The following is a 21,318-nucleotide window of genomic DNA, read 5'->3' on the forward strand; positions in this document are numbered from 1 at the left end:
GGCGGCGCCCCCCCCCCCCCCCCCCCCGGGGGGGGGCGGGGGGGGGGGGGGGGCCCCCCCCGGGGGGCCCCGGGGGGGGGGGGGGGGGGGGGGGGCCCCCCCCCCCCACCAAAAGGGGTGAACGGGCGTAACTTTCCCGTGCGGGTCGCGTTCTGTCGCGCTAGGGGATCGTTCGACTGCGAAACGTCACATCAGGAGACCGCCGCGAGCTGCCGAAACGTCACGCCGCCGCCAGTTCCCGACGGGCGGCCCGCCGGCGGGCCGCGTCCTCGGGGTCGAGGGCGGGTACGGCGGCGAGAAGTTGCCGGGTGTACGGGTCCCGCGGACTGTCGTAGACCTCGTCGGCGGGCCCGCTCTCGACGATCCGGCCGCGGCGCATCACCGCGACCCGGTCGCTGACCTGCCGGACGACGGCGAGGTCGTGCGCGACGAAGACGAGCGCCAGGCCGAGTTCGCGCTGGAGCTCACCGAGCAGTGCGACGACCTGGGCCTGGGTGGTGACGTCCAGCGCGGAGACCGGCTCGTCGCAGACGATCACACGCGGGTCGGCCGCGAGCGCCCGCGCGATGCCCACGCGCTGGCGCTGACCACCGCTGAACTCGTGCGGATAGCGCTCGTAGTGCGCCCCGTCGAGCCCCACGCGCTCCAGCAGTTCGATCACGCGCCGTCTGATGCGGCCCTGGTCCCTCTCCCCTCGCGCGCGCAGCGGATCGGCTATCGACTCGCCGACGCTGCGCCGGGGGTTGAGGGACGACACCGGGTCCTGGAACACCATCTGGACGGCCGGCCGCACGCCCACGCGCGCGTGCCCCTCATGGCGGACCTCCCCCGCCGTCGGTTCGAGCAGCCCGACCAGCATCCGGCCGAGCGTCGTCTTGCCGCTGCCGCTCTCGCCGACGATGCCGAGCGTCTCGCCGCGGCGGACGGCCAGCGACACGTCGTCCACGGCCGCGAACGCCCCCTTGCCCCGCCCGAACTCGCGCCGCAGGCCCACCGCCTCCAGCACGACCTCCCCGGCCGCTGGCGAGGGCGCGCGCACCGCGTCCACGCGCGGCACGGCGGAGAGCAGTTCACGCGTGTACGGCTGCGCGGGCGCCCCGAGCACGGTGGCGACCGGCCCCTGTTCGACCACCCGCCCGTGCCGCATGACGAGCACCTGGTCGACGCTCTCGGCGGCCACGCCCACGTCGTGCGTGACGAGCAGCAGGCCCATGCCGGTCTCCGCGCGCAGGGTGTGCAGCAGGTCCAGGATCTGGGCCTGGACGGTGACGTCGAGGGCGGTGGTGGGCTCGTCGGCGATCAGCACCTCGGGTTCGCAGGCGAGCGCCATGGCGATGAGGGCGCGCTGGCGCATACCGCCGCTGAACTCGTGCGGGCGCGACCGGGACCGGCGCGGCGCGTCCGGGATGCCGACCCGGTCCAGGACCTCCACGGCACGCGCGCGTGCGGCCCGTCGCGACACGCGCGTGTGCACGCGGTACACCTCGGCGATCTGGTCGCCGATCGCGTAGTACGGGTCGAGCGAGGAGAGCGGGTCCTGGAAGACCATCGCCGCCTTGGCGCCGCGCAGTCGCCGCAGTTCCTCCTCGGAGGCAGCCTGTACGTCGGTGCCGGCGACCTCGATCGTGCCGCCGACCCGCGCGCCCGTGTCGCGGTGCAGCCCGAGCAGGGCCGAGGCGACGGTGGACTTGCCGGAGCCGGACTCGCCGACCAGCGCCAGGGCACCGCCCGCCGCCAGGCTGAAGGAGAGTCCGTCCACGGCCCGCAGGTCGCCGAACTCGACGGTCAGATCAGTGACTCGGACGAGACTCACGCCAGTACCACCCGTCGGTCGGCCACCGCGTACAGCACGTCCGCGACGGCGTTGGCAAGGACCACGAAGAACCCGATGACCAGGACCATGCCGACGACGACGGGCAGGTCGACCACGGTGACCGCGTGGACGAGTTCCTGGCCGATGCCGGGCAGGCCGAAGAGGGTCTCGATGAGGACGGCGCCGCCCACGGCACTGCCGAAGTCGTTGGCGTTCAGGGCGATGATCGGTGCCAGGGCGCCGCGCAGGGCGTGCCGGCCGACGATCGACCGTTCGCCCACGCCGTAGGCCCTGAAGGTCCTGATGTGGTCCTCGGCGAGCGTCTCCAGCATCGACGCCCGGGTCATGCGGGCGAAGTAGGCGGCCTCGGCGAGCGCCAGCGTGAACCACGGCAGCACCAGGTTCCAGGCCCACTGCTCGGGGTCGTCGGAGAAGGCCACGTACTCCGGGAAGGGCAGCAGTTCCAGCTGGCCGCAGACCACGATCATCAGGACCAGCCCGATCACGAAGACCGGCGTCGACATGCCCGCGAGGGTGAGGCCGGTCAGGGCGCGTTCGGTGAACCGGCCGCGCCGCCAGGCGGAGAGGACGCCGGTGCCGACCCCGAGGATCAGCCAGAGCACCATGGCGCCGATCACCAGGGACAGGCTGACCGGCAGCTTGGTCAGGATGATCTGGGTGACCTGCTGGTCGCTCCGGTAGGAGAGGCCGAGGCAGGGCGCCGGGCAGTGCGCGACGGACGTACCGGTGGAGAAGTCCTGGCCGGCGACGATGCCCGACAGGAAGTGCCAGTACCGCAGGTACAGCGGGTCGTCGAGCCTCAGCTGCTGGGAGACCTGGTGCACCTGTTCCGGCGAGCAGCGCGGTCCGCAGGTGATCTGCGCGACGTTGCCGGGGGTGACGTAGAAGACGACGTAGACGATCACCGAGATGGCCAGCAGGGTGATCACCGCGCCGACGGCACGGCGCAGCGCGAATCCGGCGAAGCCGGTCATGACCGGGTCTCCTTCGTGGTGGCCGCCTTCGCCGTCTCCGGAACGGTGGCGGCCACCTCGGCCGCATCCGACGCGGTGGGCGCGGTGGCCGCGGTGGCCGTCTTCGCCTCCTGCTTGCGTCCTGTGCCCACGCGCAGCCGCGAGGCCGCGCGCGGGTCGAGGGCCGTGCGGATGCCGTCGCCGAGCACGGTGAGCGCGAGCACGGTCACGAACAGGGCGCCGGCCGGCAGCAGGAGGTACTGCGGGGCCGCCTGGTACCAGATGTTCGCGGAGGTCAGCATCTGTCCCCAGGACGGGGTGGGAGGCTTCACGCCGACGCCGAGGAAGGCCAGCGAGGCCTCGATGGAGATGTTGGCCGGCACCATGAGCGCGGCGTAGGTGATGACGGGCGCGGCGAGGCCGGGCAGCAGTTCCCGGCGGGCGATCCGCCAGGTGCTCCAGCCGCTGAGCCGCGCGGCGGCCACGTAGTCGAGGTTCTTCAGGGAGAGCGTCGCGGCCCGGCTGATCTTGCCGATGGTGCCCCAGGCGACGAAGCCGATGATGAGCGAGACCAGGACCGGCCGCGGGAATCCGGCGGGCACGACGGCCAGCAGCGCCAGCGCCATGATGATCAGCGGCATGGCGACGATGATGTCGGTGACGCGGCTGAGCAGTTGATCGACCCAGCGGTTGCCGAGCGCGGCCGTGACGCCCACGACGACACCGAGGACGACCTGGACGGTGGTCGCGGCCAGCGCGACGCCCAGGGAGACCCGGGCCCCGTACACGAGCCGCGCGAACAGGTCGCGCCCGGTCTGCGGTTCGACGCCGAGCCAGTGGTCGCCGCCGATGCCGCCGAAGGCGCCGATCGGGACGCCGCCGCGCGCGGAGTCGACGAGGGACGGGTGGTAGGTGGTCGGGTCCTGGCCCTCGATCGCGGTGAGCAGCGGCGCCGCGAGTGCGACCAGGACGAGCAGCGCGACGACGGCGGCCGCGACGAGGGCGGCGCGCCGGGTGCGCAGCCGCCACCAGAACTGACGGGCCCCCGAGGCCCCCGAGGCGGGCGCCTCGGGGGCCTGGGTGGCGAGAAGTGCCTCGCTCACGGTGCTACTTCACCGCGACCTGGGAGATGTCCAGGACGCCGGTCCAGTCACTGATCACGACGTTCTTGATGTCCTTGCCGACCAGCCGCTTGTAGACCGGGTGGAACAGCGGCACGGTCAGCGCCTGCGCGCCGATCTTCTTGTCGAGCGCGCCCCAGCGCTGCGCGGCCGCGTCGAGGTCGGTCAACTTGTTGATCGCGTCAATCTCGGCATTGACCGAAGCATCGTTGAGCTGGGCCGAGTTGAAGTTCGCGCCGTCCTTGACGATCTGCCGGCCGTCGAAGATCGGGGCGAGGAACGGACCGCCCGAGGGCCAGTCGGCTCCCCACGCGGCGAGGAAGAAGCCCGGCTCGGTCTTCACGCTGTGGATCGTGTCGGAGTAGTTGTTGTCCTCCAGGCCCTGGAGCCTGACCGTGACGCCGGCCTTCTTGAGGGCGTCCTGGATGGCGGTCGCGATCTCGGGGCTGGTCCTGAAGTTCTGGGCGTTGTCGTGGGTCAGCGTGACGGTGAGCCCGTTCGGGTAACCGGCCTCCTTCAGCAGCTCCTTGGCCTTGGCCGCGTTGCCGGTGTCGCCCGCCGGGAAGGGGTCGTAGGGCGTGTAGCCGAAGGACTTCTGGTCGGGCAGGTAGGTGGTGGCGGCCTCGGCCAGCGCGCTGCCGCCCGCCGCGTTGACGACGGAGGACCGGTCGATCGCGTACGAGATCGCCTGCCGCACCTTGGCGTTGTCGAACGGCTTGACCTTCGGGTTGAACGCTATGTAGTTCGTGTAGCCGAAGTGCCCGGTGCCCACGCGCGAGGCGAGTTCCTTGTCACCGGTGACCTTGGCCAGTTCGGCCGGGCCGAGGTTGGTGTCCGTGGTGACCGCGGCGGCGTCCGTGCCCTGGGACGCCGAGAGCCGCTGGTTGATCACCGAGGAGTCCAGCCCGGACTTCACGTCGATCCGGTCCGGGTACGCCTTGCGCTGGTCGTCGACGGACGCGGACCAGTTCGTGTTCCGTTCCAGTACCAGGTGCTCGCCGTCGTTCTCGTTCTTCACGACCTTGTAGGGGCCGGACGAGACCGGGTGCTCCTCGTACTTGGTGCCGGTGTCCTTGGCTTTTGGTACGGGCGTGAACTGCGTCTGCGTGGCCAGGTAGGGGAACTCGCCCTCGGGCTTGTTCAGGTGGAAGACGATCGTGCGGCTGTCCGGCGTCTCGATCGCCGAGAGCCCCTTCTTGTCCTTGTACGGCCCCTGGTAGTCGGCGGCGTCCGCCAGCCAGTCCCGCAGGTAGGGCGCGCCGCCGGAGAGTTCGGGGGCGAAGGAGCGCTCGATGCCGTACTTGATGTCGGCGGACGTGATCGGCGTCCCGTCCTCGTACTTGAGGCCCTTCTTCAGGGTGTACGTCCACACGGTCGCGTTCTCGCTGGGGCGCCCGGTGTCGGTGGCCAGGTCGGGGACGACCTTGGCGCCGGCCGCGCCGTTCGCGCGGTTGCGGGTGGTGAGCGTACGGAAGACCAGCGAGGGCACGTTGCCGCCGCCCGAGGTGTACAGGCGGGCCGGGTCGAAGTCCGACTGGGGGTCGGAGTTCAGGACCGTGAGCGTGCCGCCCTGGTGCGGCGTGGAGTCGCCGCCGGAGGCCTTGGCATCGTTGTCCTTCGGGCCGCAGGAGACGGCGCCCGCTGCCACGACCAGGCTGACGGATGCCACGGCCAGGCGGCGCGCTGTGGCGGACGGTTGACGCATCGGAATGACGACCTCTCGGAAGGCGAGTCTCGATGGGTGAGACAGATTGACGAGGAGTGAGACGGACGTGAACAGACGTCTACCCGGGCGCCAGGTCGTCGAAAGAGCCGTGACCGAGTCACGGCGGGAAAGAAGGATCGCGACGCGAACGCCCGGGGGCGAAGGTCAGCGACAGTGGATGTCGGCCACGCAGAGCGCGGTCACGCCGATGAGCGCCAGCTCGATGGCGGCGCGCGCGGAGGCGTGAAGGGACGACATGCCCAGAAATATGTATGAACTTTCTGCCCATGTCAATGTGACGTATGAGCCACCTGTCAACTCCTCGGATACGGCCAGGCGTTGGGCAGGCAGTGGATTCCGTCGTGATCGAGGAACTTGGTCTGCTGCTGCATGACCGGCGCCAGTTCGCCGTCCTTCTCGCAGGTCACATGGCCGTGGCCGAGCCGGTGGCCGACCTCGTGGTTGATGAGCATCTGCCGGTAGGCGTGGATCTTGTCGCCGTACGTCCTGCTGCCCTGCGCCCACCGGTAGGCGTTGATCATGACGCGTTCGGTGGCGGCCGAGTCGCACGACACGTTGTCCTCGGTCGTGTCGAGACCGGACTTCGCGCACCACTTGGCGGTGGTCCCCGGACTGGCGAGGGTGATCACGAAGTCGGGATCGCCGGAGTGGACGCGCTCGAAGGTGCGGGCGCCGCCGTGGGCCCAGCTGCGGTCGTCGTTGAGTGTCTTCTGCACGGCCGCGGCGAACAGTTCCCCGTCCAGGCCCAGCCCCCGCTCCACGTCGACGCGGTAGGTGTACTTCCGTCCGGTGCCGGGCGCCTTGGCGGTCCCGGGCACCGCGTCGAACCTCCCGGACCCGGTCAGCCCGGCGCCGAGCGGGTACTTCCGGTCCATCGCCTGTTCGTAGGAGAGGGTCGTCACCCGGGGCGGGGCGGAGACGGACGGTGTCGTGCGGCCGTTGCCGCGCGAGGCGGAACCGTCGGTGATCCGCACGTCGCCGGCGGCGGACGGGGACCGTACGGAGCCGTCACCGCTGTCGGCGACCTGCCCGGCGACGACCACCGCGAGCACGGTGGTGACGGCGGCGGCCGCGACGCCGGTGAGGGCCCGCCCCTTACCGCCCTTGGGCTGCGTAGTGTCACCGGCGGGCGGTGCGCCGTCGTCGCCACCGTCGTGGGGCGGCGCCGAGGTGAGCGGGGACGCGTGCGGGACGGAGCCGAGCGCGGTGACGGACGGACCGGCGGAGGGCGGATGCTCCGCCGCGCGCCGGCCGCCGAAGCCGGTTCCCTGGCCGGGGCGGGGCGGCGTGAAGACGTCCACGTCCTCGGCGAAGGCGTCGACGTACTCCTGGCGGGGTCCACCGGGCCCGCCTCGCCGCTGTCGCGGTACCGACTGTCCGGCCGGCCCGGAGACGGCGCCACCCGACGCTCCCCCCGTCTCGCCCCAGCCCCCGCCGGCCTCCCGCTGCTCGGGGTGACCGCCGCGGACACGGGGCACGCCGTGGGCGGGTGTGCCGTCCGGGAAACGCGGAACACCGTGTGCCGGGGTGCCGTCGGGCAGCCGGGGCACACCGTGGGCCGGCGTGCCGTCCGGGAACCCGGGCACCCCCTGGACGGGCCGGCCCTGCGTACGCCGGAACATCCCGGGCGGGGAGATGCCGTCCTGCGCACGGGGCATCCCGCGCGCGGGTGTGCCGTCCTGCGGACGGGGGAACCCGGGCGCGGGCGTGCCGTCCTGCGGACGGGGGAACCCGGGCGCGGGCGTGCCGTCCGGTCGGCGCGGGGATTCCGACGGCTCGCCACGCGCCGGGCGCGGCACCTGTGCGGTGCCCTCGCGTCCGCCCTGCCGTGGCTCCGCGTTCCGCTTCGCGCCTATGTCACTCGTGTCCGCGGCGTCACCCTTGGGTGCCGGTCCGCGGCGGCTGTGGCGTCCCACTCTGCTCTCAGCCCCCCGCGCCCGGCGTGCCGGTGCCGTCGTCCGACCCGTCGGCCTCCGCGAGGAGTTCGCGGAACGCCCCGGCCACCGCCTCCGGGTACTCCATCATCGCCACGTGCCCGGCGTCCGGCATGGACAGCAGCCGGGCGTGACGGAAGGTGCGTGCGGCCTTCTGCGCCATGCGGTAGCCGACCAGCTGGTCGCGGCCGCCGTAGATCAGCAGGGTCGGGGCCAGCACCCGCTCGGCCTGGCGCCAGAGCCCGTGCTGGCCGCCCAGGGTGTAGGCGTTGACGATCCCGCGCGCGGACCGCGCCATCGCGTCCCAGAAGTACGGCAGCCGCAGCCGCCGCTCCAGTTCCTCCACCGCGTACTCGAACGCCTCGGGCGTGACCCGGCCCGGGTCGCCGTAGCAGAGGGCCAGCACGCCCCGCACCCGCTGTTCGGCGGTCCATTTGCCGGTCGTGCGGGTGAGCAGTCCGGCGACGCCCGGCAGGCCGAGCAGGACCGTCGGCACGGCCGTGCGCTGCACCCGCAGCTCGGGCAGGGCAGGCGAGACGAGCGTGAGCGTGCGGACCAGGTCGGGTCGGACGGCGGCGACGCGGGTACTGACGGCGCCACCGAGCGAGTTGCCGAAGAGGTGGACGGGACCGCGGCCGAACGCGTCGAGGTAGCGGATGATCGCGCGCGCGTGCCCGGTGACGGAGTAGTCGCCGTCGTCCGGTGGCGGCGAGTCCCCGAAGCCGGGCAGGTCGAGCGCCTCGCCGTCCACGACGTCCTCGAGCCGCTGCATGAGGTCCGACCAGTTCTGCGAGGAACCGCCCAGCCCGTGGACGAACAGCGCGGACGGCAGACCCGGGCGCGCGGGCGGCCTGGACCGGATCGAGAGGGTGACGCCGGGCAGTCCCACCGACCGGAGCCGCTCGCCCTCCGCGACCCTGACGGCCGCCGCCCTCGGCAGCACGCTGGTGGGCGGCACGGACGGCAGCTCGGTCGAAGACATGAGCCAATGTTACGAGACGATCACACCGTGATTCGTGTGTTCGCCGTCACAGCGCCGGTCGGGCGGGCCGCCGCACGGCCTCCCGCACGGCCCGCCGCGCCGTCTCCGCCACGTCCCACGACACGGTCCACCTCACCGTCTCCCGCACGGTTCACCGCACGGTCCCGCGGGGCGCCCCGGGTGAACGCCCGTCGGCCGTACGGCGTCCGCATCCGCGCATAGCGTCCGCATCCGCTGTCTCCTACGCTCATAAAGAGGGCACCCGTTTATGACCCCCTGCCTCTGCCAGGGACATTCGATGGAAGGGAGCCCACCATGGCCTATGACCGCACCGACCCCGACGCGCTCGACGACCTGCTGCCGGAGGCGCAGGACGCCCCGGAGATCGACGTCGAGGCTCCGGAGGGCGACGCAGCCGAGCAGCGCACGGACGTCACGCCGTCCCGCGACGAGCCGCTCACCGGTGCGGACCGGGACCGCGCGAACGAGGCCGATCTCATCGAACAGGCGCGCGTGGTCTCCCTCGACGAGGACGACTACCGCTGACTCCGCGGACACCCGCGGGCCCGCATGACCTGTCCGCTTTTCCCGGTGCGGCTTTCGCCACCGTCCGGTACGTGAAATTCTGCGCTCGCACCGCGCACAGCACGGTTACCGAAAAGTACGATGGCCGGGCGGCGTAATCCGCACGTGGACGACTTTGGGAGGCGGCGTGACAGCCATCGAGCAGACAGAGGCGGCGCGCCCGCGGGGCACGCGCCTGCCGCGCCGTGCCCGCAGGAACCAGCTCCTGGGCGCCGCCCAGGAGGTCTTCGTCGCGCAGGGGTACCACGCGGCCGCGATGGACGACATCGCCGAGCGCGCGGGTGTCAGCAAGCCGGTGCTCTACCAGCACTTCCCGGGCAAGCTCGACCTCTACCTGGCGCTGCTGGACCAGCACTGCGACGCCCTGATCCACGCGGTACGCGGCGCGCTCGCCTCGACGACGGACAACAAGCAGCGCGTCCGGGCGACCATGGACGCGTACTTCGCGTACGTCGAGGACGACGGCGGCGCCTTCCGGCTCGTCTTCGAGTCCGACCTGACGAACGAGCCCGCGGTGCGCGAGCGCGTCGACAAGGTCACCACCGAGTGCGCCGAGGCCATCTGTGACGTGATCGCGGAGGACACCGGCCTGTCGAGGGCCGAGTCGACGCTGCTGGCCTCGGGCCTCGGCGGCCTCGCCCAGGTGGTGGCGCGCTCCTGGCTGCACAGCGACCGCAGCGTGCCGCGGGACCAGGCGGTGCAGTTGCTCGCCTCGCTCGCCTGGCGGGGCATCGCCGGCTTCCCGCTGCACGGCACCGACCATCACTGAGGTGCCCCGCCCCCACGGGCGCGGCACGCCGTCGGCATTCCCGTTCGCTGTTCGCTCCTGGCGTGCCCGCCCACAGCGTGTACGTCCCCTCACCGGGCTAATGTGTGCTGCGTACGGCGCGGAAGGTCGCGCACTTCACTGACCGTCGGAGGGACATAGCCGTGGAGGTCAAGATCGGCGTGCAGCACGCGCCCCGCGAGATCGTGCTGGAGAGCGGACTGAACGCCGAGGAGGTCGAGCGCCTCGTCGCCGACGCCCTGGCCGGTAAGTCGCAGGTGCTGTCCCTGGAGGACGAGCGCGGCCGCAAGGTGCTGGTCCCGACGGACCGTCTGGCGTACATCGAGCTGGGCGAGCCGACGGTGCGCAAGGTGGGCTTCAGCGCGGTCTAGCCGCAGCAGCGCGGAAGGGCCCGGCGGACATCGGTCCGCCGGGCCCTTCCGCCGTCTGCGCCCGGGTGAACCCCGCGCCTTCGCGCGCGTGATCCCCTCGTCTCCGCGCGCGTGATCCCCTCGCCTGGCGCGCGGGTGATCGCCGCGCCTTCGCGCGGGTGGTTCCGCAGCGTCCGCCCGGGTGTCGCCGGTACGTCCGCTCTCCACGTCCGGCACACAACTCACCCACAGGGGAGGATTGCATTCCGCAGGTCACGGGTATGACCGCCTACGACCGTGAAGCACCGACCGGCCGTGGGAGGGACCCCTCGTGATGCTGCTGGAAGTCCTCGGATCCGCACTGCTCGGCCTCGCCCTGGCGTGGGCCGCGGCCAGCCGCCTTTCCCACCGTCTTCCGGCCCGTCCCCTGGTGTTCTGCACGGGTGTCGCGGGAGCCCTCTTCGGCGACTTCGTCACCCACAGCGCGCTCGGCCCCGACACGGTCCTGGTGAGCCTCCTGGGTGCCGCGATCGTCGCGGCGGCTTCCCTGTCACTGCTGCTCCGCCCGGCGGGGCGCCACATCCGCCGACGATCGATCCCGGCGTAGTCCCCGGCGCCCCGGGCAGGGGCTACGGGGACTGCGCGACCGGCCGTCCCGCGGCCGCGCAACTCCCCCTGGACACAACGCCGGTGGGCTAGGCGGCCAGACCCAGCGCGGCCATCCGCTTGGTGTGCGCCTCGGTGATCCGCGAGAACATCCGTCCCACCTCGGCGAGATCGAACCCGTCGGCCACCCCGCCCACCAGCATGGTCGACAGCGCGTCCCGGTCGGCGACCACCCGCTGGGACTGCGAGAGCGCCTCCCCCATCAGCCGCCGCGCCCACAGCGCCAGCCGGCCCCCGACCCGCGGATCGGCGTCGATCGCCGCCCGTACCCGATCGACGGCGAACCCGGCATGTCCCGTGTCGTCCAGCACGGCCAGCACCAGCTCGCGCGTGTCCGCGTCCAGCCGGGCCGCGACCTCGCGGTAGAAGTCACTGGCGATCGAGTCGCCGACGTACGCCTTGACCAGGCCCTCCAACCAGTCGGACGGTGCCGTCTGCCGGTGGAATCCGTCGAGCGCGGCGACGAACGGCTCCATCGCCCGGGTCGCGTCCTCACCGATCTCCGTCAGCCGGTTCCGCAGCCGCTCGAAGTGCTGGAACTCGGCCGACGCCATCTTCGCCAGTTCGGCCTTGTCCACCAGGGAGGGGGCCAGCTTGGCGTCCTCCGCGAGGCGCTCGAACGCCGCGAGCTCGCCGTACGCGAGGGCGCCGAGCAGGTCCACGACCGCGGCACGGTACTGCGGTTCGGCGGCCGCCCGCGCCCAGTCCTGGGCGGCGACACCGGTCGGTTCGGCGGAGGCGGTCTCAGGCTTGTCAGAGCTCGTCATGAAGCGCACAATAGCCCGCCCGACCCCTCCGGGACCCCTCGGGAAGGTCCGGGTGAACCCGGGTGAAGCCCCCAGATGTCCCGGACAAGTCACCGGGAAGCCGCTGGTCAGCCACTGTGACTACCACGACGTGACCAGATCGGCCATCACATGTGCACGATTCCGGGGTATGGTGGTAATGCGCCTGCTGGTACGCCGTCGTATTAGGACGTACCTCGACAGGCCGCACGTATGAGGATGCCCGGTCGGTGGCCCGATCGGCTCCGACCCGACAGCCCTCCCGGCGCGTACGGCACATCGCGTACGACGACCGGAGGGACACCTCAGCGGTACGAGCGCTCGAGCGTCGGCAGAGGTCCCGTGTCATACGGCGTGCCCCACACGGCCCGCCCGTAAGGCAGCCGACGTCCCCCGGCACGGTCCGTCAAAGACCCCCGCGCTCGCCTCGGACCGCGACACACAGAAGAGGCAGCACCCTGACTACGACGTTTCGTGAACTCGGAATCCTTCCCGAGACCGCCGAGGCCCTGGAAGCCGTCGGCATCATCAACCCCTTCCCCATCCAGGAGATGACACTCCCGGTCGCCCTCTCCGGCACCGACGTCATCGGCCAGGCCAAGACCGGCACCGGCAAGACCCTCGGTTTCGGTCTGCCGCTCCTGGAGCGCGTGACCGTCCCCGCCGACGTGGAGGCCGGACGCGCCGCCCCCGAGGCCCTCACCGACGCCCCGCAGGCGCTCGTCGTCGTGCCCACGCGCGAGCTGTGCACCCAGGTCACCAACGACCTGCAGACGGCCGGCAAGGTCCGTAACGTGCGCGTGCTGGCGATCTACGGCGGCCGGGCCTACGAGCCGCAAGTCGAGGCCCTGAAGAAGGGCGTCGACGTCGTCGTCGGCACCCCGGGCCGCCTGCTGGACCTCGCGGGCCAGAAGAAGCTGAACCTGAAGCACATCAAGTCCCTCGTCCTGGACGAGGCCGACGAGATGCTCGACCTGGGCTTCCTGCCCGACGTCGAGAAGATCATCAACATGCTCCCGGCCAGGCGCCAGACCATGCTGTTCTCGGCGACCATGCCGGGCGCGGTCATCGGCCTCGCGCGCCGGTACATGAGCCAGCCCACCCACATCCGCGCCACCGCGCCGGACGACACGGGCGCGACCGTCGCGAACATCGCGCAGTTCGTCTACCGCGCGCACTCCATGGACAAGCCGGAGATGATCGCCCGCATCCTCCAGTCCGAGGGCCGCGGACTGGCGATGATCTTCTGCCGCACCAAGCGCACCGCCGCCGACATCGCCGAGCAGCTCCAGCGCCGTGGCTTCGCCTCCGGCGCGGTCCACGGCGACCTGGGCCAGGGCGCCCGCGAACAGGCGCTGCGGGCGTTCCGCAACGGCAAGGTGGACGTCCTCGTCTGCACCGACGTCGCGGCGCGAGGCATCGACGTCGAGGGCGTCACCCACGTCATCAACTACCAGTCCCCCGAGGACGAGAAGACATACCTGCACCGGGTCGGCCGTACCGGCCGCGCGGGCGCCTCGGGTACGGCGATCACCTTCGTCGACTGGGACGACATCCCGCGCTGGCAGCTCATCAACAAGGCGCTGGAGCTCGGTTTCCCCGACCCGGTGGAGACGTACTCGACCTCCCCGCACTTCTTCGAGGACCTGAAGATCCCGGCCGGCACCAAGGGTGTGCTGCCGCGTTCGGAGCGCACCCGCGCCGGGCTCGACGCGGAGGAGCTGGAGGACCTGGGCGAGACCGGCGGCCGCGGTGGCCGGGGCCGAGGTGGCCGTGGTGACCGCAACGACCGGGGAGGCCGGGACGACCGGGGAGGCCGGGACGAGGCTCGCTCCGAGGAGCGGGAGCGTCCGGCCCGCAGCCCGCGCCGCCGCCGTCGCACCCGCGCCGGCTCGGCGACGGACACGGCCGCCGGTACGGCGACCCCGACGGCGTCCGCCGAGTCGGCGTCCCCCGCCGCCGAGTCCGTCACGGCGTCGGAGCCCGCGGGCACCCGCACCCCGCGCCGTCGTCGGCGCACGCGTGCCGGGGCGGCGCCGGAGCCGGTGGCGGCCGCGGCCGCCGTCCCGCAGACCGTGACGCCCGAGGCGGTCGTGGAGACCGTCGAGGCCGTGGCGGCCGTGGCGGAGCCCGTCGCCGCGGAGAAGCCGCGTCGCCGTCGGACCCGCAGATCCGCCGAGGCCGAGGTCACGCCGGCCGGGCTCACGGAGGCTCCGCAGGAGACCGCCGTGGCCGTGCAGGCCGTCGAGACGCCGGTGACTCCGGTCCGCCGCCGCACCCGCAAGGCCGCGGAGCCGGCCGAGGCGGTGCTGACCGCGGTCGAGCCCGAGGCCGCCGAGGAGGCCAAGCCGCGCCGGACCCGGAAGGCCGCGGCTGCGGCCGAGACCGCCGTCGACACCGCCGAGACCGCCGAGGCCAAGCCGCGCCGGACCCGGAAGACGGCCACCGCCACCCCGGTGACCGCCGAGACCGCCGAGGCCAAGCCCCGCCGCACCCGCAAGACCGCGGCAACGGCCGAAGCCGCCGTCGACACCGCCGAGACCGCCGAGGCCAAGCCCCGCCGGACCCGGAAGGCCGCGGCTGCGGCCGAGACCGCCGTCGACACCGCCGAGACCGTCGAGGCCAAGCCGCGCCGGACCCGCAAGACGGCCGCCACCACCCCGGTGACCGCCGAAACCGCCGAGGCCACCGAGGCCAAGCCCCGCCGGACCCGGAAGGCCGCGGCTGCGGCCGAGACCGCCGTCGACACCGCCGAGACCGTCGAGGCCAAGCCCCGCCGCACCCGGAAGACGGCCGCCACCACCCCGGTGACCGCCGAAACCGTCGAGGCCACCGAGGCCAAGCCCCGCCGGACCCGCAAGACCGCGGCAGCGACCGCGGCCGGTGCGGAGATTCCGGCGCAGGCCAGCGAGGAGCCGGAGGTCAAGCCGAGGCGTCGTACCACGCGCAAGGCGGCCGAGGCCGTCGAGGCGGCCGCGACCGCCGGCGCGGCCGACGCGGAGGAGAAGCCGAAGGTCCGCAGGACCCGGAAGGCCGCCGCCGCGGCTCCCGAGGCCTGAGCACGGCACCGAACGCCGACGGCCCGGCCCACCCCGTGTGGGCCGGGCCGTCGGCGTTCCCGGCCCCGGCCCGCCCGCCGCGCGGCGCGGTTCATCCGCCGGCTTCCCGGCTGTGGCCGACCGCCGGATAGCCTCTCTCCATGAGCAGGCCTCGCACCTTTGTCCCGCCCGCCGGTGCCCGCGCGTACGCGCTCGCCACCGCGCGCGGTGAGTTCGCCGTCATCGACTCGCCCGCGGCCGCCGGAACCGGGCCCAGGGGTACCGCGCTGCTGCTGCCCGGGTTCACCGGCAGCAAGGAGGACTTCAACCCGCTGCACGAGGCACTGGGCGCACGCGGGTACCGGACGGTCGCCGTGGACGGGCGCGGGCAGTTCGAGTCGGACGGCCCGCGGGACGACGAATCGGCTTACGCGCAGGAGGAGTTGGCGCGGGACGTGCTGGCACAGGCGGCCGTGGTCGGCGACGGCCGGCCCGTGCATCTGCTGGGGCACTCCCTCGGCGGTCAGATCGCGCGCGCGGCGGTGCTCATCGACCACGCGCCGTTCCGTTCGCTGACCCTGATGTCCTCTGGTCCGGCGCAGATCTCCGTCCCCCAGCAGCAGCGGGTGAAGCTGCTGCGGGACGCGCTCGCGGTGCTGCCGATGGCCGAGGTCTGGGAGGCCATGCAGGCCCTGGAGGCGCCGGAGGAGCTGGCGGACCAGGACGAGGGCGGCCCGGACCCGGTGGGCCTGGAGGACCAGGAGGATCTGCGGCGCCGCTGGCTGGGCAACAAGCCGGCCCAACTCCTGGCAGCCGGGCGCCAGTTGTGCATCGAGCCGGACCGCGTCGACGAACTCGCGGCCGTGCCGCTGCCGTTCCACGTGCTGTCGGGGGCGCGGGACGACACCTGGCCGCTGCCGCTGCTGGACGACATGGCGCTGCGGCTGAGCGCGCGCCGCACGGTCGTCGAGGGTGCCGAGCACTCCCCCAACACCGACCGCCCCGCCCCCACCGCCGAGGCGATCGCCGCGTTCTGGGACGACACCGCCCCGGGGGCGAACCGCTAGTACTGCGTCTGGAGGTGCTCCCAGAAGCCGTCCCTGAGGGCTCGGCGCAGGTCGGCCTGGCCGCGCAGGGAGTACTGGAGCAGGCCCTCGGCCTCGACGAGGAGGTCCTGGTCGACCGGGCCCGGCAGGTAGGGGTGGCCGGGGAGCAGTTCGACGAGTGCCTCACTGCCCCGCGAGGAGAGCCACTTGGCGGCGATCTGCGCGCCGACGAAACGGACGTCCTCGCGGCTTGGTCTGGTGCCGCCGGTCTCGTAGGCGTGGGCGGTGCGCCGGGCGACGTACGGCTTGAAGAACTCGAGGTCGAGGGTGCGCTGGCTGTCGACCTCCCAGAGCAGCGGCTCGGCCTGGTTGCGTCCCTCCGGCGCCTCGATGCCCCAGAGGTGGACCCGGGCTCCGTAGCCCTGGGCCGCCTCGACCGCGGAGACCAGGTCCTCGTCCCCGCCGAGCAGGGCCGCGTCGCTGATGGCGCGGTGCCGGGCGAGTGACTCCAGGTCCGTGCGGATCAGGGAGTCGACGCCCTTCTGCTGGTTGTTGGCGTTGAGGTTGCCGAGCCGCACCTTGACGTCGGGCAGTTCGGCGATGGTCTGCTGTTCGGCGGTGTGGATGCGGCGGCGGGCGCCGTCGTACCAGTAGACGCGCAGCAGCCGGCTGTCGGCGAAGATCTGGCGGGCCTTGTCGATGAGCGCCTCGATCAGTCCCTCGGCGTCGAGGTCGAAGGCGCGGCGGTCCTCCGTCCCGGCCACGAGTCGGCCCGTGGCCGCGTAGAGGTAACCCGCGTCGACGAAGATCGCGTGCGTGGAGGGCGTTTTCGCCACTTCGGCGAGCATGCGGGTGAGCAGCTCGTTCGTGCGATCGATGCGGGCCTGGAGGGTGGCGAGGTCGTCGTTCATCGCCTCCATTGTCCCGGCGGTCACGCTGCGAACACAACCGGTCCCGGTCAGTCTCCCGTACGTCTCTTACCGGCAGGTAATTAGGCGTTCGAAAATTTTCTTTAGCGTAGGGAATGTTTGTAACACGCAAGCCGTTGACTGAAAGGAACACGCGACGAAGGGAGAGGCTCATGCGCTTCGAAATCAGGCGACTGGACGAAGTCGACGGCACCACCGTGGACTGCACCGTCGTGGACGCCGCCTCCGTCAACAGGATCGTCCAGCAGGCCGCCGCCATCGGGCAGCGTCTGTGGATCCGACCGGCCGAGAACCAGACTGCGTAACGAGACACGACGGCACACGACGACTACGACGACTCATGACGACTCACGACGAGCACTGACGCGCGGAGCACCGCACAGTCTTCGGAAACCCCCGTACGGCACGACGCCGTGCGGGGGTTTCCGCGTCCGGCCCGGCCCGGCCCCGCGCCCGCGTCGCGCCGCACCCCGCGTCGCGCCGCACCCCGCGTCGCGCCGCACCCCGCTCCGCGCCGCCCGCCCCGCCCCGCTAGGCGCCCCTGATCACCTGGGTGACGCCGTTGATGATCTGCTGCACGGCGATCGCGGAGAGCATCATGCCGGCGAGCCGGGTCACCAGGACCACGCCGCCGTCCTTGATGACCCGGATGATCAGCAGCGAGTAGCGCATCACCAGCCACAGCACGACGTGGATGGCAAGGATCGCGGTCCACACCGACACCTGGGCGGAGAAGCCGTCGGCCTTCTGCACGGCGAGGATGACCGAGACGATCGCACCGGGACCGGCCAGCAGCGGCATGCCCAGCGGCACCAGCGCCACGTTGACGTCCTTGGTCTGCTTCGGCTCGTCGTTCTTGCCGGTGAGCAGGTCGAGGGCGATCAGCAGGAGCAGCAGCCCGCCCGAGATCATCAGCGCGGGCACCGAGACGTGCAGGTAGTCGAGGATCTGGTGGCCCAGGAGCCCGAACACGGTGATCACCCCGCCGGCCACGCAGACGGCCTGGAAGGCCATCCGCCGCTGCACCTTGGCGGGCCGGCCGGAGGTGAGGGCGAGGAAGATCGGGGTGATCCCGGGGGGATCCATGATGACGAACAGGGTCAGGAAGAGGGAGCCGAAGACGGCGAGGTCGAACATGCGTGAGCCTTGTGCGTAGGGCGGCGCCGCGAGCGGTCGTGCCACGGGCCGAGAAGGTCACCGCGCGGACGGGCACGGCGCTGGAGCGGGCAGGGACGGACGGGGGCCCGGTCTGCCACGCGGGAAACTCGGAAAGGGAGGGGAGGAGAAGGGCGGGGCGGGGGAAGGGGATGGGAAGGAAGGGGCGCGAGCCTCAGAATCCGCCGGTCCCCGGGACGGGGAACGCTCCGGTGGCACGGCGCGTGATCTCCCCGTACACCTCGGGGTCGGTGGTGTACTCGCCCAGCGCCACCGTCTTGCGGCTGCCGTGGTAGTCCGAGGACCCGGTGACCAGCAGCCCCAGCTCCGCGGCGAGACCGCGCAGCCCGGCCCTGGTGTCGGCGTCGTGGTCCATGTGGTCGACCTCGATGCCGTCGAGGCCGGCCGCGGCCATCTCGGCGATCGCGGACTCGGGCACCGTACGCCCGCGCTTGGCGGCCGCCGGGTGCGCGAACACGCACACCCCGCCGGCCTGCTTGACCAGCCGGATCGCCTCGAAGGGGTCGGTCTCGTGCTTCTCCACGTAGGCCCGGCCGCCGTCGGCCAGCCACTCCTGCGTGAAGGCGTCGCTCACGGTCGGTACGACACCGAGCTCGACGAGCGCGGAGGCGACGTGCGGCCGTCCGACGGAGCCGTCCCCGGCGATCCGCCGCACCTGCTCCCAGGTGACCGGCACGCCCAGTTCGTTCAGCTTGGCGACCATGCCCTGGGCCCGCGGTACCCGGTCGTCCCGGACCAGCTCGCGTTCGGCGAGCAGATCGGGCTCCTCGGGGTCGAAGAGGTAGGCCAGCATGTGCATGGAGACGCCGTCGATCCGGCACGACAGCTCGGCCCCGGTGACCAGGGTGAGCCCCTCGGGCAGAGCGGCGACGGCCGCGGCGTGGCCACGGGTCGTGTCGTGGTCGGTCAGCGCGACCACGTCGAGCCCGGCGGCCGCGGCGTTCCGCACCAGCTCGGCCGGGCTGTCCGTACCGTCGGAGGCCGTGGAGTGGCAGTGCAGATCGATACGCACGGTGCGGGCTCCAGGCGGGACGGGACGATAGGGACGCGTCAAGGATAACGGCCGCGACCGGTACCCCTGTCACACCCGAACACCGGGGACGCCCCGTACAGCCGGGTCACAGCCGACCCAAGGCCGTCGGGGCGCCGGGGCGGTGTCTCCTGCGGAGCAGGTGTCCCCTACGGTTCGAGCAGGCGCGGGGACAACGCCCCGCAGGGCACCAGGTCCACCTCGGCGCCCGCGTCCCGCAGGTCCGTGAGCACCAGCTCGTCGTACATCATCAACCCGGTCTGCTCGGGCCACACCACGGCCCAGAGCCAGAGTCCGCGCGCCTCGCCCGCGAAGACCGCCCGGTCGTCCGGTGCTCCCGACACGTGCCACAGGGGCGCCGGCCGCCCGGCGGCGAGCACCTTCGCCTGCGGCGGTTTCTCCACGTTCATGGCGGGACCGGGATCCGGCCCGTCGATGCCCGCGTACCGCGCGCCCAGACCGACTCCCAGTTCCTCGGCGACGAGGATCATCTCCCCTATGCCGCCGAGCGGCGCGGGTCCGGAGCAGGCGACGGCGGTGGCACGCCCGCCGCTGCGGTCGTCACCGGCGCAGGCCACACCCGTGAACAGCCAGCCGACCGGCAGCGGCCAGGGCATCCACACCGGCACCTGGGTGCGGTGCACCACGACACCGAGGGCCTCGACGCTGGGCGGGATCACGGGCTGCACCGGATGCACGGTCCCGTGCGCATCGCACTGCCAGGTGTCGGCGAAGAGACCGGGAGCCCTGACCCGGCCACCGCACTTCGGGCAACTGGGTTCGCCCCTCATAGGGCCCCACGGTCCTACCCGGAATCCCCCACGTCAAGGACGATCACCCGTCCGGGCGGAAGCGGTCACCGGCCGGAGTCATGTGCCCCTTGCATCAATCAGGCGGCCTGGCACGGCGACTGGGCCGTCGGCACCCCGCACACCCGGCCCACCCCCGGCGTGTCCCGCGCGCCCCGTCCGCCGCATCCGTCCGCCACATCCGTGCGCCCCGTCCGCCGCGTCCCCGCGCCCCGTCCCCCACGCCCACGCCCACGCCCACGCCCACGCCCACGCGCCCGGTCCGTCCGCCACGCGCACGCGCCACGCCCGTCCGCCACGCCCACGCGCCACGCCCGGCCGCCCACCCTGTCCCCCGACGAGCGGGTGCCGCGACTTCGCCCGCCACATCCCCCGCCACATCCCCCGCCACTTCGCCCGCCGGTTCCCCCGCCGGTTCGCCGCCGCGCGGGACGGAGCGCCGGCCTCCGCCAACTGACCGATTCGTCACGGTGATTGGTGAGCTTGCTCACCCCCGTGCATCAGTCCAGCGCGACGGAGTTCCGGTGCGGATCCCGGAGATCCGTGCCGCCCGCGAGCCAGCGCTCCTGAAGGGCCTGGGCGCCGTGCACGCGCTTCCAGGCCGCCTCGTTCGGGGTCATCGGCAGCAGCGGCAGGAACCGCACGGGGTCGAACGGCGCGTCGAGCGCCAGGTCCTCGACGAGGCCGCCGGGCTCGCCGACCAGGACCGAGGTGAAGGGCGCGCCGGGCCAGAGCGGGCCGCCAACGTCCAGGGAGGCGCCCGGCGCCACGATCACGCCTTCCACCTGCGGAGACGCGGCGAGTACGGCGAGCGCGCGGAGCACCTTGTCGGTCTCGGCGAGCCCGGCGCGGACCGACAGGACCAGTTCGGCCCGCGGTCCCTTGACCGGGTCCGCGAGGGTCGCGGTGGGGTCGGTCATGGGGTGTGCCGACATGCCGAGCGTCGCGTAGCGCAGCACGTCCTCGCCCTGGAGATCCTCCCGGAAGCGGAGCACCTCGATGCGGTCCGTACCGAGGAAGGTGACCGCCGCGCGCGCGTCCGGTTCGCCCAGTGCGGTGGTCAACCGAGCCTCTACCAGAGGAAGAACATCTGCCATGTCGCGAGCATAGAACTCGTCAGTACCGGGCAAAGCAGCGCCTTGACACCGAGGGCTGCTGCTACTCTGACCGCGGTGGTTCGGGGCAGCACGCAGAGCGTCGCGGTCAGACCCCGACGCCACGAGGACTCCCTTACGAGGGACCGGCTGGAGGAGGTGGGGCTGTCATGGATCGAAGTCACCCGTGCAGTACCACCCGCTCTTCCGCCTGCTGATTTCGTCTCCTGGTCGGCTGCCGCCTTCACGTTCGCGTTGTCGTTCGGAAGAGCACTTTGTTTTCGCTTGCCTGATCCCTCTGACCGGTCCGCTCCGGATCTGTCTGGATCCGTTCGTCTGATCCGAATCAGTAGCGAAGTCGCCACCGCAACGGTGCGGTGCTCCCCGCTTTGTGGACGTGCCAAACATCCGCAGTCAGGACGTCCCCATTCCGGGTAGTTCCACCCGTTCGCCGCGGTCTTCCGCTGCTTGTC

At 72.4% G+C, this 21,318-nt stretch carries 20 protein-coding genes; 7 read left to right on the top strand and 13 right to left on the bottom strand.

Features of this window, described 5'->3' with window-relative positions; all coding sequences use genetic code 11:
* Positions 1-220: 220 nt before the first annotated feature.
* The 7 genes from ACFY3I_RS10830 to ACFY3I_RS10860 all read right to left on the bottom strand — a co-directional run bounded on the left by ACFY3I_RS10830 (position 221) and on the right by ACFY3I_RS10860 (position 8,550).
* A complete protein-coding gene (locus ACFY3I_RS10830) occupies positions 221-1,813 on the bottom strand; it encodes a dipeptide ABC transporter ATP-binding protein (protein ID WP_390860295.1) in 1,593 nt (530 codons plus the stop codon).
* Complete coding sequence (locus tag ACFY3I_RS10835) at positions 1,810-2,808, bottom strand: ABC transporter permease (protein ID WP_390860296.1); 999 nt, start codon at positions 2,806-2,808, stop codon at positions 1,810-1,812. Before ACFY3I_RS10835 ends, ACFY3I_RS10830 begins: the two co-directional genes overlap by 4 nt.
* Positions 2,805-3,890 carry an ABC transporter permease gene (locus ACFY3I_RS10840; RefSeq protein WP_390860297.1) on the bottom strand — a complete coding sequence of 362 codons (1,086 nt, stop codon included), beginning with the start codon at positions 3,888-3,890 and terminating at the stop codon, positions 2,805-2,807. The genes ACFY3I_RS10835 and ACFY3I_RS10840 overlap by 4 nt, the downstream gene beginning before the upstream one ends.
* A 4-nt stretch (positions 3,891-3,894) precedes the next feature.
* Positions 3,895-5,613: an ABC transporter substrate-binding protein gene (locus tag ACFY3I_RS10845; protein ID WP_390860298.1), complete on the bottom strand. Its 1,719-nt coding sequence runs from the start codon at positions 5,611-5,613 to the stop codon at positions 3,895-3,897.
* A gap of 165 nt (positions 5,614-5,778) precedes the next feature.
* The gene (locus ACFY3I_RS10850) at positions 5,779-5,871 is read right to left on the bottom strand and encodes an Ms4533A family Cys-rich leader peptide (RefSeq protein ID WP_351321593.1); all 93 of its coding nucleotides are present in this window, start codon (positions 5,869-5,871) and stop codon (positions 5,779-5,781) included.
* Between the two features lie 56 nt (positions 5,872-5,927).
* Positions 5,928-7,550 (bottom strand): DUF3152 domain-containing protein, encoded by a 1,623-nt coding sequence (locus ACFY3I_RS10855; protein ID WP_390860299.1) that lies wholly within the window; start codon positions 7,548-7,550, stop codon positions 5,928-5,930.
* Between the two features lie 7 nt (positions 7,551-7,557).
* Complete coding sequence (locus ACFY3I_RS10860) at positions 7,558-8,550, bottom strand: alpha/beta fold hydrolase (RefSeq protein ID WP_390860300.1); 993 nt, start codon at positions 8,548-8,550, stop codon at positions 7,558-7,560.
* A gap of 315 nt (positions 8,551-8,865) precedes the next feature.
* On the opposite strand from ACFY3I_RS10860, the gene ACFY3I_RS10865 reads away from it, so the two are divergent.
* The 4 genes from ACFY3I_RS10865 to ACFY3I_RS10880 all read left to right on the top strand — a co-directional run bounded on the left by ACFY3I_RS10865 (position 8,866) and on the right by ACFY3I_RS10880 (position 10,879).
* Positions 8,866-9,096, top strand: a complete 231-nt coding sequence (locus ACFY3I_RS10865; RefSeq protein WP_390860301.1) for a hypothetical protein — start codon at positions 8,866-8,868, stop codon at positions 9,094-9,096.
* Positions 9,097-9,262: 166 nt separating this feature from the next.
* Entirely contained in the window at positions 9,263-9,904 is a 642-nt protein-coding gene (locus ACFY3I_RS10870) for a TetR/AcrR family transcriptional regulator (RefSeq protein ID WP_365290502.1), read from the top strand.
* Between the two features lie 161 nt (positions 9,905-10,065).
* Positions 10,066-10,293, top strand: coding sequence for a DUF3107 domain-containing protein (locus ACFY3I_RS10875; protein WP_046730492.1), 228 nt, complete (start codon positions 10,066-10,068; stop codon positions 10,291-10,293).
* Between the two features lie 313 nt (positions 10,294-10,606).
* Entirely contained in the window at positions 10,607-10,879 is a 273-nt protein-coding gene (locus tag ACFY3I_RS10880; RefSeq protein WP_390860302.1) for a hypothetical protein, read from the top strand.
* An 88-nt stretch (positions 10,880-10,967) separates the two neighbouring features.
* Here ACFY3I_RS10880 and ACFY3I_RS10885 read toward each other — a convergent pair whose 3' ends face one another.
* Complete coding sequence (locus ACFY3I_RS10885; protein ID WP_390860303.1) at positions 10,968-11,714, bottom strand: ferritin-like fold-containing protein; 747 nt, start codon at positions 11,712-11,714, stop codon at positions 10,968-10,970.
* A 560-nt stretch (positions 11,715-12,274) separates the two neighbouring features.
* Here ACFY3I_RS10885 and ACFY3I_RS10890 point away from each other — a divergent pair.
* Entirely contained in the window at positions 12,275-14,782 is a 2,508-nt protein-coding gene (locus ACFY3I_RS10890) for a DEAD/DEAH box helicase (RefSeq protein ID WP_390860304.1), read from the top strand.
* Positions 14,783-14,922: 140 nt separating this feature from the next.
* Positions 14,923-15,828, top strand: coding sequence for an alpha/beta fold hydrolase (locus ACFY3I_RS10895; RefSeq protein ID WP_390860305.1), 906 nt, complete (start codon positions 14,923-14,925; stop codon positions 15,826-15,828).
* Here the strand turns inward: ACFY3I_RS10895 and ACFY3I_RS10900 are convergent.
* Positions 15,825-16,718 (bottom strand): NYN domain-containing protein, encoded by an 894-nt coding sequence (locus tag ACFY3I_RS10900; protein WP_365295884.1) that lies wholly within the window; start codon positions 16,716-16,718, stop codon positions 15,825-15,827. The two genes, ACFY3I_RS10895 and ACFY3I_RS10900, sit on opposite strands and share 4 nt — an antisense overlap.
* Before the next feature lie 170 nt (positions 16,719-16,888).
* Here ACFY3I_RS10900 and ACFY3I_RS10905 point away from each other — a divergent pair, with 170 nt between their 5' ends.
* The gene (locus ACFY3I_RS10905) at positions 16,889-17,041 is read left to right on the top strand and encodes a hypothetical protein (RefSeq protein WP_365295882.1); all 153 of its coding nucleotides are present in this window, start codon (positions 16,889-16,891) and stop codon (positions 17,039-17,041) included.
* 226 nt (positions 17,042-17,267) lie between these two features.
* Here ACFY3I_RS10905 and ACFY3I_RS10910 read toward each other — a convergent pair whose 3' ends face one another.
* From ACFY3I_RS10910 to ACFY3I_RS10925, 4 genes are all read right to left on the bottom strand, one after another.
* Positions 17,268-17,873, bottom strand: coding sequence for a MarC family protein (locus ACFY3I_RS10910; RefSeq protein ID WP_365295880.1), 606 nt, complete (start codon positions 17,871-17,873; stop codon positions 17,268-17,270).
* Positions 17,874-18,066: 193 nt separating this feature from the next.
* Positions 18,067-18,924 (bottom strand): PHP domain-containing protein, encoded by an 858-nt coding sequence (locus tag ACFY3I_RS10915; protein ID WP_390860306.1) that lies wholly within the window; start codon positions 18,922-18,924, stop codon positions 18,067-18,069.
* A 167-nt stretch (positions 18,925-19,091) separates the two neighbouring features.
* On the bottom strand, positions 19,092-19,733 hold the full coding sequence (locus tag ACFY3I_RS10920; protein ID WP_390860307.1) for a DUF6758 family protein: 642 nt from the start codon (positions 19,731-19,733) through the stop codon (positions 19,092-19,094).
* Between the two features lie 518 nt (positions 19,734-20,251).
* Positions 20,252-20,848: a suppressor of fused domain protein gene (locus ACFY3I_RS10925; protein ID WP_390860308.1), complete on the bottom strand. Its 597-nt coding sequence runs from the start codon at positions 20,846-20,848 to the stop codon at positions 20,252-20,254.
* Between the last annotated feature and the right edge of the window lie 470 nt (positions 20,849-21,318).

The sequence above is a fragment of the Streptomyces sp. NPDC001068 genome (assembly GCF_042897315.1).
Classification (GTDB): domain Bacteria; phylum Actinomycetota; class Actinomycetes; order Streptomycetales; family Streptomycetaceae; genus Streptomyces.